Here is a 12013-nt window from a genome sequence, read left to right on the forward strand (position 1 = left end):
CCATTGACTCTCCCAGCGCGGGGACGCCGTTCCCGTACATGTCGCTTCATGTCGCATGGAGGGCCACACGTGGTGTCCGCGGTAGAGGGATCCGGCAGAGCGGAGCCCAGCAGATCCGAAGAGCCGGAGAAACCTGAACGGCCGTTGCCGCGAAAGGCGTTCGCCGCACGGAGTCTCGGGGACCGGATCTTCCGGTATCAGTTGACGGCCACCGGCGTCGCCGTCCTGGCCATCATGGCGGGCGTTGGCCTGTTTCTGCTGCTCCGGGCCGGACAGGCGCTGAAGGTCAGAGGGTTCGCCTTCCTCACGACCGCCGAATGGCAGCCGGACGTCCACAGGTTCGGCATCGCCGCCGTCCTCACCGGGACGCTGCTTATCGCCCTCGTCGCCGTGGCCATCTCCGTGCCGCTGGCCGTGGGCACCGCCCTGTTCATCTCCGACGTGGCACCGCGCCCGCTGCGGCGCACGCTCGTGACCATGGTCGACCTGATGGCGGCCGTACCGTCGGTGGTGTACGGGCTGTGGGGGCTGTTCTTCCTGCAGGGACATGTGATCGGGCTGTCGCGCTGGCTGTCCGACTGGTTCGGGTGGTTCCCGCTCTTCACGGTGGACGGCACCCAGCCGGGCGAGCCGCTGGCCTCCGAGAGCGTCTACACCGCCTCGACCTTCATCGCCGGGCTCGTCGTCGCCCTGATGGTGGCGCCGATCCAGTGCTCGGTGATGCGCGAGGTGTTCGCCCAGGCCCCGGCCGGCGAACGGGAGGGCGCCTACGCCCTCGGCGCGACCCGCTGGGGAATGATCCGCTCGGTCGTGCTGCCGTACGGCAAGGGCGGGATCATCGGCGGCACCATGCTGGGGCTCGGGCGGGCGCTCGGCGAGACCATCGCCGTCTACCTGATCATCTCGCCCGTCTTCACCATCCAGCCGCACATCCTGCAGACCGGCGCGAACTCCGTCTCCTCGCTGATCGCCCTGCACTACGGCGACGCGTCCACCTTCGGCATGTCGGCCCTGATGGCGGCGGGCCTGGCGCTGTTCCTGCTCACCCTGGCGGTCAACTTCACGGCGTCGACGGTCGTGGCCCGCTCCCGGTCCGGCGCACAGAGCGAGGCCTGACATGACAGTCGTGGAAGAGAACGCCGTACGAGACAACGGCGTCGAGGAGACCGCGGCCGCCCCGCAGCCGGCCGACGAACTCCCGGACGTCCCCCGCCGCATCGGCGGCCCCACCCGCTCCGGGGTGCTGTCCCTGACCGGCGCCGCCGCCTCGGGACTCTGCACGGCCGTGCTGCTGTTCGGCCAACTCGCGCCCTTCTCCGGCGCGCTGGGCTTCACCGTCACCGCCTACCTCGGCTTCCTCCTCATCTACGCCGTGCTCACCGGCCTGGAGGAGAACGGGCAGGCGGTACGGGACCGGGTGATGACCGTCGTGCTGTGGAGCGCGGCCACGCTGCTGTTCGTCGCGCTCGCCCTGGTCGTCGGCTTCACCGGCTGGCGCGGCCGCGAGGCGCTGCCGCACGCCAACTTCTTCACCCAGGACATGCAGGCCTCGGGCCCGCTCGACCCGCTCACCAACGGCGGCATCGCACACGCGATGCTCGGCACCCTCACCATGATCACCATCGCCCTGGTGATCACGGTCCCGCTGGGCCTGGCCTGCGCGGTGTACCTCAACCAGATCCCCGGGCGCTTCTCCCGGTTCGTCCGCACCATCGTCGAGGCGATGACCGCGCTGCCGTCGATCGTGGCCGGCCTGATGGTGTACGCCACCTGGATCCTCGGGCTCGGCATGCAGAAGTCGGGACTCGCGGCGGGCTTCGCGATCAGCGTGATGATGCTGCCGATCGTGATCCGGGCGGCGGACGTGGTGCTGCGGCTGGTGCCGGGCACGCTGACGGAGGCGGCAGAGGCCCTGGGCGCCCCGCGCTGGCGCACGGTGTGGCACGTGGTCCTGCCCACCGCCCGCTCGGGCCTCGCCACGGCCGTCATCCTCGGCACCGCGCGCGGCATCGGCGAGACCTCGCCGGTCCTGCTCACCGCCGGCTTCACGGCGGCGCTGAACGCCGACCCGACGAGCGGCCCGATGATCTCCCTGCCCCTCGCCGTCTTCAACTTCGTCAAGTCCCCCGAACCGACGATGATCGCCCGCGGTTTCGGCGCGGCGGCGGTCCTGATGGCCCTGGTCCTGGTTCTGTTCGCCATCGCCCGCGTCATCGGCGGCCGCGGCCCGGGCCACCAGAACAAGCGCCAGGCGCGGAGGGCGGCGCGGGCGTCCCGCCGGGATGCGGAGAGGTACGCCGAACTTCACGCCCCGGGACTGAAGTTGTTCGCCGACGGCACCCAAGACAACACCGACGAGCCCGACCAACCCAGGGGCGCGGGACTGCATCAATCAGCGGCTCCGCCGCGGAGCGCGACCAGCCACAACGCACCCGCACCCGACAACGAAGGCGACAACTGATGCTCAGCCACCTCACAAGAGCCCTACGCCGGCTGGGCATCCTGGCCGCACTCATAGGCATCCTCACCACAGCCACCCCCGCCTCCGCAGACAGCTACACCCCCATCTCCGGCGCCGGCTCCACCTGGGCCGAGAACGCCGTGGACGAATGGCGCCGCGCCGTCAACCAGTACGGCATGCGCATCAGCTACGCAGGCACCGGCTCCTCGGACGGCCGCCGCCAGTTCCTCTCCGGCACCGTCGACTTCGCCGTCTCCGACATCCCGTTCCAGACCCACCCGACCGACGGATCGGCAGCCGAACGCCCGGCAGCGGGCTCCTACGCCTACATGCCCATCGTCGCCGGCGGCACCGTCTTCATGTACCACCTGACCGTCAACGGCAAGCGCGTCACCAACCTGCGCCTGTCCGGCGACGTCGTCACGAAGATCTTCACCGGGGTCATCAAGACCTGGGACGACCCCGCGATCCGGGCCGACAACCCCGGCCTCCAGCTGCCCCACCGCACCGTCGTCCCGGTCGTCCGCTCGGACGGCTCCGGCTCCAGCGCCCAGTTCACGCTGTGGATGACCAACCAGCACAAGGCCCTGTGGCAGGCCTACTGCCGCAGGGTCGGCCGCTCCGGCTCCTGCGGGCAGACCTCGATCTACCCGACCGTCCCCGGGATGATCGCCCAGTCCGGCGACCTCGGCGTGGCCGGCTACATCGCCCAGAACTACGGCGAGGGCGCGATCGGGTACGTCAACTACTCCTATGCGCTCAACGCGCACTACCCGGTCGCAAAGGTCCTCAACCACTCGGGCTACTACACCGAGCCGACCCCGCAGAACGTCGCGGTCTCGCTGCTCAAGGCCCGGATCAACACGAACAAGAGCTCCCCGGACTACCTCACCCAGCAGCTCGACGGCGTCTACAACGACTCCGACCGGCGCAACTACCCGCTGTCCAGCTACTCGTACATGATCCTGCCGCTCAAGGTGCGGGGCACGTTCAGCCAGGTCAAGGGCAAGACACTGGGCGCGTTCTCGTACTACTTCATGTGCCAGGGCCAGCAGCAGGCGCCCAAGCTCGGCTACTCGCCGCTGCCGATCAACCTGGTCAAGGCGGGCTTCGATCAGATCCGCCGGATCCCGGGCGTGCAGGCGCAGAACATCAACATCAAGCGGTGCAACAACCCGACGTTCACCCCGGACGGCCACAACCGGCTCGCCGACACCGCGCCCTACCCGAAGCCCTGCGACAAGAAGGGCGCCGCGCCCTGCACCACGGGCAGCGGCGGCGCCAAGTCCGATGACGGGAACGGCGGTTCCGGCGGCGGGTCCAGCGCGGGCGGTACGACGAGCGGCGGCTCCTCCGGCACCGGCGGAAACGGTACGGCAGGCACCGGCGGCAGCGGCGGCCCGTCCGTCGACCCGGACACCGGGCAGACCATCGCGCCGGGCGCGAGCGCGGGCGGCGGCTCGGGCGGCGGCGGTACGGGCGCCGCCAACACGGTCGCCCTCGCCCAGCCGGTCGCCGTCGCCGCGGGCCACGGCTGGACCGCGACCCAGACACTGATGCTGCTGGCCGCGTTCCTGGTGCTCGGTCTGGTCCTGCTGCCCTCGGTCGTCTCCCGTCTGGTCGGCGCCCGGTCGCACGACACCGCCAAGGACGGTGACCGGCGATGATCCGCAGACGTCCCGGCCGCGTCCGGCGCGCCCTGATCCGCCTCCTCGCCGGTGCCACCGTGGGCGCCCTCGCGGGCCTCGCGGTCGCCCAGGCGGCCCCCTCCGCGACCGCCGCCCCCGCCGGCTCGGCGGTCACCGTCGCCGGGCGGGGCGAGTTCAAGGACATGAGGTTCACCGTCGACCGGACGAGCCACCTCACCAGCCAGGCGATCAAGGTCTCCTGGACCGGCGGCACCCCGACCACCTTCGCGGGCACCTCGTTCAACACCGACTTCGTGCAGATCATGCAGTGCTGGGGCGACGACGACCACAGCGTCCCGGGCAACCCCGGACCGCCCCGCACCCAGTGCCAGTACGGCGCCTCCCCGACCACCGACCGGGGCAACTGGCCCGGCAACCAGCTGGACGACACCCGCCAGGTCTTCTACAGCGCCGACCCCACCAACTACGGCGAGGACAACCGCTACGGCGCCGCCCAGCCCCCCGGCGTCCCGGGCGAGGTGCCGTTCAAGTCGGTCACCGGCGAGACGGTCACCACCAACACCCAGAACAACCGGTTCTTCAACCACAACACCACCAACGAGGTCGACTTCGCCCGCACCGGCGCGAACGGCCACGGCGAGGAGTACTTCGAGGTACAGACCGCCAACGAGGCCCCGCACCTGGGCTGCGGCGCCCCGGTCAGCCAGAACGGCGTGACGAAGCCGCGCTCCTGCTGGCTGGTGATCGTCCCGCAGGGCCGCCTCGACCTGGACGGAAAGCCGTACGCGGACCACAGCCAGGTCAACGCGGGCTCCCCGGTCTCCTCGACCAACTGGCAGAACCGCATCGCGATCCCGCTGCGCTTCAACCAGGTGGGCAGCAACTGCCCGCTGGGCAGCGACGAGCGCCCCACCACCGGCAGCGAGCTGGTCGCCGACGCCGTGACCAGCTGGCAGGCGGCCCTGTGCCCGTCCGGCAAGGTGTACGGCTACACGGAACTCGGTGAGCCCGACACCCGCTCCCGGCTCGGCACCGACAAGACCTTCGGCCTCGGCTTCACCACCCGCGCGCTGGGCGCCGACGACGGCACGTCGGCGCCGTCCGGTACGACGACGTACGCGCCCGTGGCGCTGTCCGGGGCGGTCATCGGGTTCACGATCGAACGCAGACCCAAGGCCGGGGCACCCGAGGACATCAGGAAACAGGCGGGCACCAAGGTCGAGTCGATCAGACTGACGCCCCGGCTGGTCGCCAAGCTGCTCACCGAGTCGTACCGCAACTCCACCTGGGGCTCGGTGCTCGGCGGCAAGGCGGCCCACGGGTACGGCTGGGCGAAGAACAACCCGGCGGGCCTGGCGAGCGACCCCGAGTTCATCGCGCTCAACCCCGAGTTCGCGTATCTGTCGGTCGCCGAGACCCCGGCCACCGACACCGACCTGATGACCGCCCTCGGACACTCCGACAGCGCCCGCGCGGTGTGGCAGTGGATCCTCGCCGACAAGGAGGCCCGGCAGTTCCTCTCCGGGGTCTCCGACGACTGGGGCATGCGGGTCGACCCGTACTACAGCACCAACGCGGACCTGAACCCCTCCGGTCTCGCCTTCGAGCCCGCGCACGTCGACGAGTACCCGAAGAGCGACCCCTGGTGCACGGTGCCGCCCGGCACCGACGCTCCCAAGGACGCCCGGCAGTGCATGACCGACTTCCACCCGTACGTCGACGACATGCACGCCGGCGCCCTGCACACCCGGCGCGCCGACACCCTGTGGAAGTCGACCTGGGACCCGCTGTCCAACCCGCCCGCGTACCGCAGCCCCGGCCCGCAGACGGTCGGCTCCCGGTTCGTCATCACGGTCACCGACGCGGCTTCCGCCGAACGGTACGGCCTGCAGACCGCCCGGCTGCGCAACACGGCAGGCACGTTCGTCGCCCCCACCGCCACCGCTCTGACCGAGGCGGCCAAGAGCGCCTCCGGCAAGGACGTCGCCGAGATCACCCCGGCGAACGCCAAGGCGAAGGGCGCCTACCCGCTGGCCCAGCTGGTCTACGCGGCCGTACGGCCGGGCTCGCTGAAGGCCGACGCCCGCGCGGACTACGCGGCGCTGCTGCGCTACGCGGCGGGCGCCGGGCAGGTCAGCGGCGCCGACCCGGGCCGCCTGCCCGACGGTTACGCCCCGCTCTCCCGCACCCTGCGCGACCGCGCGCTGCGGGCGGCCGACGCCCTCCTGCACTACAAGGGGCCGCACTCCACCGGCGGTGACTCGGGCTCGGGCGGGACCGGCGGCGCCGACACCTCCGGCGGCACCGGCGACGGCTCGGGCGGCGCCACCTCCGGCGGCACGTCGGGCGACGGCGGCACGGGAGCGGACGGCGGCGCGAGTGCCACGCCCAGCGCCCAGGCGTCGTACGACGGCGGAAAGGCCGTGGAGACCACGGCCGCCGGCAACACGCCCGCCGACCCCGCCAACCCGCTGCGCTACGCCGTACCGGTCGGTGCCGCGCTCGGCGCGTTCGCCGGACTCGGCGCGCCCTTCGCGGGCGGCACCCGGCTCCGGCTGCCCCTGCGGGTGCCGCTGCCCGGCGGCCGCACGGTGACCGTCGTACCGGCCTTCACCCTGCCCGAGCGGCTGCGCAGGCGGCTGCCCTAGGGCCCCCGGACCGGGACGCCCGCACCGGGCGCCCCCACAGACGGCCGCCCGCCCCGAAAGGCAGTCGGGGCGGACGGCCCGTACCACCCTGCCAGATCCCCTCTCCCGCACCGACGCACTACCGTCAGGAGACTTCCCGATGCGCAGAACGCGCTCTACGGCGGCGCTCGTCGCCGCCGCCGTGGTGGCCGGCGGCCTGGCTCTGGCCAGCCCGGCGTACGCCGACCCCACCCCGACCGGTACCTTCCGCCAGCTGGTCGGCGTGGGCTCCGACACCACCCAGGACGTGCTCAACGCCCTGGCCGGCGACACCGTCAACGGCAAGAGCTACTCCGGTACGGCCGTGAAGTCGGCAGGTGGCGCGGGCATCGCCTCCTACGACGCGATCGAGCCCGGCACCGGCTCCACCAGCTCGAACATCACCACCCGCTCGGGCGGCCCGTCCTTCCTGCGCCCCAACGGCTCCGGCAAGGGCCGCCTGGCCCTGAGCGAGTCGCTGACCGGTGACAAGTACCCGGACTCCTCCGGCGTCGCCATCAAGGGCCAGGTCGACTTCGCCCGCTCCTCCAGCGGCCCGTCCACCTCCGGCACCGCGCTCACCTACATCCCGTTCGCCCGGGACGCGGTCGGCGTCGCGGTGAAGGGCTCGGCGCTGAACAGCCTGACGCAGGACCAGCTGCACGACATCTACTCCGGTGCGCTCACCCAGGTGGGCGGCCAGACCGTGCACCCGAAGATCCCGCAGAGCGGCTCGGGCACCCGCAAGTTCTTCCTGGCGGCGATCGGCCTGACGGACGCCACGCTCTCCCCGAACATCCCGACGGTCCAGGAGAACCAGGCCGATGCGGCCCTCACCGAGGACGGCGCGCTGGTGCCCTTCTCGGTCGGTTCCTGGATCGCCCAGAACAACGGCGTGGCCCCCGACTTCAGCAAGGACGCGGCAGCCGCGGGCGGTCACCTCGCCGCCGTGCAGCTGCCCGACGACACCGGTGCCACCAGCCCGGTGACGACGGTGAACGGCAAGCTCGCCCCGGTCAACGCCTACTACGAGAACGCCACCTTCGGCCGTGACGTCTACAACGTCGTGCCGTCCCGGGCGATCGACCCGAACAGCGTCTTCTTCGACAAGGACCTCTACGACGTCTTCGTGACCACCGGCAGCCACGACGCCGCGCTGGCCTCGGACGCCGCCGAGGGTGTCATCGCGAGCTTCGGCTTCGTGAACGAGCCGTACAACGGCTCCGTCAGCGTGAACAAGCACGCCAAGCTGGGCGGCCTGGAGGAGTCGGGCATCGACACCTCGACGCCCTCCGCGCCGACCGGGCTGAAGGGCGCCCCGGGCGACGCGAGCCTGAAGCTGTCCTGGACCGCCCCGGCCCCCACCGGTCTGCCGCTCACCGACTACCGGATCACGCTGACCGCCCCCGACGGTGCCGTCACCGTCAAGGACGTTCCGGCGAGCGCCACCTCGTACACCTTCACGGGCCTGGCCAACGGCGCCTACAGCGCCACGGTCGCCGGCGCCAACCTCAACGGCACCGGTGCCGCGGCCACCTGGTCCGGCTCGGTGAAGTTCAAGAGCACCACCACGGCGACCGCCGCGACCACCGCCTACGGCAAGATCCCGAAGGTCGTCGTCACCGTCGCCGGCTCGCACGGTGTGGCCCCGACCGGCAAGGTCACGGTGAAGGAGGGCTCCACGGTCCTCGGCACCGGCACCCTGGACGCGTCCGGCAAGGTCACCATCGGCCTGTCGAACCACCTCAAGGTCACCACGCACACGCTGTCCGTCTCCTACGCGGGCAACAGCAAGCTCAACGCGTCCTCGACCACGGCCACGCTGAAGATCACCAAGGCGACGGCGTCGGTCAGCTCCACCGCCCCCTCCTCCATCAGCCACACCGCCCAGGCCAAGGTCACCGTGAAGGTCACCGCGACCGGCACCACCCCGGGCGGCACCGTGCGCATCTACGAGGGCTCCAAGGTGCTCGCCACCGGCAAGCTGAGCGGCGGCAAGGTGACCATCACCCTGCCGAAGCTGAGCCGCGGCAAGCACACGCTGCACGCCTTCTACGCGGGCTCGGCCACGGTCGCGGCCAAGACCGGCGCCAACTTCACCATCAAGTCCACCTGACCCGACCGGCCGCCGGGGAGACCTCGCCCGGTCTCCCCGGCGGCCCCCACCCCCAGCGAAGGAGGCGGGCCGACGTGACCGTCGCCGTACCGACCACGCTCGCACCGGCCGCGCCGCGCACCCGCGTCCGCGGCGTCACCGCCGTCCGCCACCTGGCCCGCGGCGGCCTGCTCAGCCTCGCCGCCCTGCTGCTCGGCATCACCGCCCAGCTGCTGCTCCTCAGCGGCGTCCAGCAGCACAGCGCGCAGCACGCCGCGTTCGACGAGCTGCGCGAGCAGCTCGCCCTGGGCACGGCCCCCGTGGCCCAGACCGACCAGCAGGGCAAGCTGCTGGCGCCGGGCACACCGGTCGCGCTCATCGACGTACCGAGTCTCGGCCTGAACCAGGTCGTGTTCGAGGGCACCGACTCCGCCGTCACGACCGACGGCCCCGGTCACCGCCGGGACACCCCGATGCCCGGGCAGGCCGGGACCAGCGTGCTGATGGGCCGGGCGGCCGCGTACGGCGCCCCGTTCGGGCACCTGGCCGACCTCGCCGCGGGCGACACCTTCACGGTGACCACCGGCCAGGGCAAGGCCAAGTACCAGGTCATCGACGTACGGCGGGCCGGCGATCCGGCGCCCGTCCCGCCGGCCGCGGGCAAGGGCCGCCTGGTGCTGGCCACCGCGACCGGCCCCCGTTTCATGCCGGGCGGCATCCTGCGCGTCGACGCCGACCTGATCTCCGCGCCCTTCCAGACCCCGGCGGCCGTGATCCGCTCAGGCACCCTGCCGGACTCCGAGCAGCCGCTGGCCCGCCCCTCCGGGGTGCCCTGGCCGCTGGTGCTGTGGCTGCAGGCGCTGCTCCTCGCGTCCGTCGCCGCGGTGTGGACGTGGCACCGCTGGGGCCGCCACCAGACGTGGATCGTCTTCGCGCCGGTAGTCGCCGTGCTGGGCCTCCAGGTCGCCACACGCACCACCGAACTGCTCCCGAACCTGCTGTAACTCCTTGCCCGACCAGAGGTGGCCACCATGACCGAGACCGCAGTGACCGAAACCGACGTGACCGACGCAGCCGTGACCGACACCGCCGTACTGCCTGTGGCAGCCCCCGTCCCCGTCCCCGGCGCCGCGCCCGCCACCCTGGAGGCCCGCGCGGTCTCGGCCTGGTTCGGCAGCCACCAGGTACTCAGCCGGGTCTCGCTGACCATGCCCGCGGGCCGGGTGACGGCCCTGATCGGCCCCTCCGGCTGCGGCAAGTCGACCTTCCTGCGCACCCTCAACCGCATGCACGAGCTGATCCCCGGCGCGGCCTTCGGCGGCGAGGTGCTCTTCGAGGGCGAGGACATCTACGCCCCCGAGCGCCGCCTGACCGACGCCCGCCGCCGGATCGGCATGGTCTTCCAGAAGCCCAACCCGTTCCCCGCGATGTCGATCTACGACAACGTGGTGGCCGGCCTCAAGCTCACGGGCACGCGCGTGAGCCGCCGCCAGAAGGACGAGCTGGTGGAGGAGTCGCTGAGCCGGGCGGGCCTGTGGAAGGAGGTCCGCGACCGGCTCCGCCAGCCCGGCGGCGCGCTGTCGGGCGGCCAGCAGCAGCGCCTGTGCATCGCCCGCGCGCTGGCCGTACGGCCCCGGGTGCTGCTCATGGACGAGCCGTGCTCGGCGCTCGACCCGACCTCCACCCGCCGGGTCGAGGAGACCATCCACGAACTCGCGGGCCAGGTCACGATCGTGATCGTCACGCACAACATGCAGCAGGCGGCCCGCGTCTCCGACCAGTGCGCCTTCTTCCTCGCCGAGCAGGGCACCCCCGGCGGCATCGTCGAACACGGCCAGACCGAACAGATGTTCAACGCCCCGGCGGACCAGCGCACGGCGGACTACGTGGCGGGACGCTTCGGCTGAGACTCGCGGGCCCTAGCAGTACGGCGGCTGGTTGGTGAGCGAGGCCGCCACGCGCATCCACACGCCGAACAGCCGGTACAGGGACGGAAGGTCGCCGCTCACCCGGACCGTCCGGCTGTCGTCCGCGGTGACCCCGGGGATGCCGAGCAGCGTGGACGCGACCGAGGCGGACTGCCAGCGGACGGCGAGGGTCGCCTCGGCGGCGGGGGCCGGCGGGAGCGCGGGCCTCTGAGTCAGCGCCCGCGCCACGCCCTCCTCGATGGCCTCGCGTGCCTCGGCCGCCGGGCGCAGTCTGGCCGCGAACCGGTCGTGGGCGTACTTCACGGGGACGGTGACGACCGACGCGTCCCACGCCGTCATCTCCGCGCACGCGGCGTCGTCACCCGTGAGGGCCACCACGGGGACGCCCAGGGCCGCCGCGGTGGCGTGGGCGAGGCCGATCTCCCCGACGGGGCGGCCGTCCAGCCAGATGTCCTCGATCTCGTGGCCCATGAAGCTGTGGCTGAGCACGCCCAGGGCACCGGCGCGGGAGTGGTAGCCGACACAGAGCGCGGCGTCGTACTCGGGCCCGAGCCCCTCCAGCATGCCCATCTGCTTGGGCTTGCCGCGGACCAGGCGGGCGGCCGGGTGCAGCGCCTCGGGCAGCAGGTTGCGCATCGGCCCGTGGGCGTCGTTCACGAGGATGTCCGTCGCGCCCGCCGCCAGCGCGCCTCGCACGACCGCGTTGACGTCCTCGGCCATCATGGAGCGGCCCCGCTCGTAGTCCCGGCCGCCGGGCTGGACGTCGTCGGCGTCGACGAGCCCGGTGATGCCCTCCATGTCCACGCTCAGATATATCCGCACACCGCCGACCCTATCGACCCTACGTAATGTAGGTTCCCAACCGCCAACGGCCACACGTCTGTTCTTCGGGGGAACACCATGCAGGACACGGAAACGGAGCCCAGCCCAGCGCGGGAGGCCGGTGTGCGCGGTCTCGCCCCGACGCTGACCCTGCTGCTCGGCAGCCTCCTCGTCGCCGCCGTCGGCGTGTACGAGCTGTGCGGCTTCGGGCTGCACAGCCTCGACCGGCGCCCGCACCTGTTCAGCGACGGCCTGGCGACCGGCGGGGTGATCGTCGCCGTGGTGGCGGCCGGGGCGGCGGCGGGCAACCTGGCGTGGACCCTGGCGGCGGCCCGGCGCGGCGGCGAAGGACCGGGATGAGATCCTGTGCGCAGACATGTGTACACCCGTAC

At 72.2% G+C, this 12013-nt stretch carries 9 protein-coding genes; 8 read left to right on the forward strand and 1 reads right to left on the reverse strand.

Annotation, left to right across the window (positions count from 1 at the left end; genetic code table 11):
* Nucleotides 1-48: 48 nt before the first annotated feature.
* The 7 genes from pstC to pstB all read left to right on the forward strand — a co-directional run bounded on the left by pstC (nt 49) and on the right by pstB (nt 10778).
* Nucleotides 49-1116, forward strand: coding sequence for a phosphate ABC transporter permease subunit PstC (gene pstC, locus BEK98_RS08050; RefSeq protein WP_094215664.1), 1068 nt, complete (start codon nt 49-51; stop codon nt 1114-1116).
* Between the two features lies 1 nt (nt 1117).
* On the forward strand, nt 1118-2461 hold the full coding sequence (pstA, locus tag BEK98_RS08055) for a phosphate ABC transporter permease PstA (RefSeq protein ID WP_094215665.1): 1344 nt from the start codon (nt 1118-1120) through the stop codon (nt 2459-2461).
* Nucleotides 2461-4128 (forward strand): phosphate ABC transporter substrate-binding protein PstS, encoded by a 1668-nt coding sequence (locus BEK98_RS08060; protein WP_094215666.1) that lies wholly within the window; start codon nt 2461-2463, stop codon nt 4126-4128. The genes pstA and BEK98_RS08060 overlap by 1 nt, the downstream gene beginning before the upstream one ends.
* Nucleotides 4125-6758, forward strand: coding sequence for a hypothetical protein (locus BEK98_RS08065; RefSeq protein WP_094215667.1), 2634 nt, complete (start codon nt 4125-4127; stop codon nt 6756-6758). The genes BEK98_RS08060 and BEK98_RS08065 overlap by 4 nt, the downstream gene beginning before the upstream one ends.
* Nucleotides 6759-6897: 139 nt before the next feature.
* Nucleotides 6898-8892, forward strand: coding sequence for an Ig-like domain repeat protein (locus BEK98_RS08070; RefSeq protein ID WP_094215668.1), 1995 nt, complete (start codon nt 6898-6900; stop codon nt 8890-8892).
* Between the two features lie 74 nt (nt 8893-8966).
* Nucleotides 8967-9875: a sortase gene (locus BEK98_RS08075; RefSeq protein WP_167444097.1), complete on the forward strand. Its 909-nt coding sequence runs from the start codon at nt 8967-8969 to the stop codon at nt 9873-9875.
* A 27-nt stretch (nt 9876-9902) separates the two neighbouring features.
* A complete protein-coding gene (gene pstB / locus BEK98_RS08080; RefSeq protein WP_094215670.1) occupies nt 9903-10778 on the forward strand; it encodes a phosphate ABC transporter ATP-binding protein PstB in 876 nt (291 codons plus the stop codon).
* A gap of 12 nt (nt 10779-10790) precedes the next feature.
* Here pstB and BEK98_RS08085 read toward each other — a convergent pair whose 3' ends face one another.
* Nucleotides 10791-11621 carry a M55 family metallopeptidase gene (locus BEK98_RS08085; RefSeq protein WP_094215671.1) on the reverse strand — a complete coding sequence of 277 codons (831 nt, stop codon included), beginning with the start codon at nt 11619-11621 and terminating at the stop codon, nt 10791-10793.
* A gap of 78 nt (nt 11622-11699) precedes the next feature.
* On the opposite strand from BEK98_RS08085, the gene BEK98_RS08090 reads away from it, so the two are divergent.
* Nucleotides 11700-11981, forward strand: a complete 282-nt coding sequence (locus BEK98_RS08090) for a hypothetical protein (RefSeq protein ID WP_094215672.1) — start codon at nt 11700-11702, stop codon at nt 11979-11981.
* Nucleotides 11982-12013 lie beyond the last annotated feature (32 nt).

It is taken from the genome of Streptomyces diastatochromogenes, assembly GCF_002242805.1.
Lineage (GTDB): Bacteria > Actinomycetota > Actinomycetes > Streptomycetales > Streptomycetaceae > Streptomyces > Streptomyces diastatochromogenes.

Excerpts from the sequence above, each read along its gene's own strand:
- pstC (WP_094215664.1), top strand. The coding sequence starts at position 49 with ATGTCGCATGGAGGGCCACACGTGGTGTCCGCGGTAGAGGGATCCGGC.
- pstA (WP_094215665.1), top strand. The coding sequence starts at position 1,118 with ATGACAGTCGTGGAAGAGAACGCCGTACGAGACAACGGCGTCGAGGAG.
- BEK98_RS08060 (WP_094215666.1), top strand. The coding sequence starts at position 2,461 with ATGCTCAGCCACCTCACAAGAGCCCTACGCCGGCTGGGCATCCTGGCC.
- BEK98_RS08065 (WP_094215667.1), top strand. The coding sequence starts at position 4,125 with ATGATCCGCAGACGTCCCGGCCGCGTCCGGCGCGCCCTGATCCGCCTC.
- BEK98_RS08070 (WP_094215668.1), top strand. The coding sequence starts at position 6,898 with ATGCGCAGAACGCGCTCTACGGCGGCGCTCGTCGCCGCCGCCGTGGTG.
- pstB (WP_094215670.1), top strand. The coding sequence starts at position 9,903 with ATGACCGAGACCGCAGTGACCGAAACCGACGTGACCGACGCAGCCGTG.
- BEK98_RS08090 (WP_094215672.1), top strand. The coding sequence starts at position 11,700 with ATGCAGGACACGGAAACGGAGCCCAGCCCAGCGCGGGAGGCCGGTGTG.